Origin of the sequence: Mobilicoccus pelagius NBRC 104925 (genome assembly GCF_000247995.1) — a bacterium.
GTDB classification, from domain to species: domain Bacteria; phylum Actinomycetota; class Actinomycetes; order Actinomycetales; family Dermatophilaceae; genus Mobilicoccus; species Mobilicoccus pelagius.
This window is the reverse complement of sequence record NZ_BAFE01000026.1, coordinates 1-790: the sequence shown is the minus strand read 5'-3', so window position 1 is coordinate 790 and position 790 is coordinate 1. Positions and strand designations below refer to the sequence as shown.

General features: G+C 65.7%; 1 pseudogene. It reads right to left on the bottom strand.

Features of this window, described 5'->3' with window-relative positions:
* Positions 1-128 precede the first annotated feature (128 nt).
* Positions 129-404 (bottom strand): annotated as a pseudogene (locus tag MOPEL_RS04230) (transposase); the annotation flags it as partial.
* Between the last annotated feature and the right edge of the window lie 386 nt (positions 405-790).

Below are 790 nucleotides of genomic sequence, written 5' to 3'. Positions count from 1 at the left end.
CCGGCTCTTCCGAATCAACGGTGTAGGTGCTGTTTGAACCCTGATCCACCGTCCGGGGTGAGCGTGTGAGCGCGTCGTGACGGCAGAAGCGCCCCTTGATCTGGGAAGATGGTGATTACCACATCATGATCTGACCCCCGCAACCGGGCCAACTCCTGCTCGGGAGTCTCATCGGCCGGCGGGGCCGCCCCAGCCCGCGCGCCAGCGTGGTGGACGGGGCTATCGACCGCGGTGCCGTCAGCGGCGACCTTCTTGCCCGTGCCGTGCTCGCGCAGCCACTGAGTCAGCGTGCCCCGCACGATCCCCAGATCATCCGCGATCCCACGGACCGTGGCACCCGGGGTCGTCTCATACAACTCGACCGCCTGCCGGCGGAACTCCTCGGAGTAGGTCTTCCTGGCCATGATGGACAGATCATCTCGCTCTCACCCGCGATGCGGGATTCAGCGTGTCCACTCCCCGGGGTCAGGCCCCATCCCAGCGGGGCGCGGGCCAGTCCCCCGCATGATCGTGTCGCGTACGCGTCCTTCACTCCCGCAGCACCAGCGGTCCTCGGCGATGACTGTGCAGGCCAGCACGGCACGGTCAGGTTGTAGGCATTGGCCCACGGCCTGTAGACCCAAAGCGTCCAGGCCGGTGAAGGTGGTCACGTCAGGCGTCGTGAAGGTAGCGTCAAACACCTCAAGGTCTTCCAGGTGTCAGGCGTATGAACCTTCACCTTCGGAAGACCTCGACCCCTACCCCACACCGACGCGCCGTCCTCAGCCGACCACGACCTACACCCTCATCT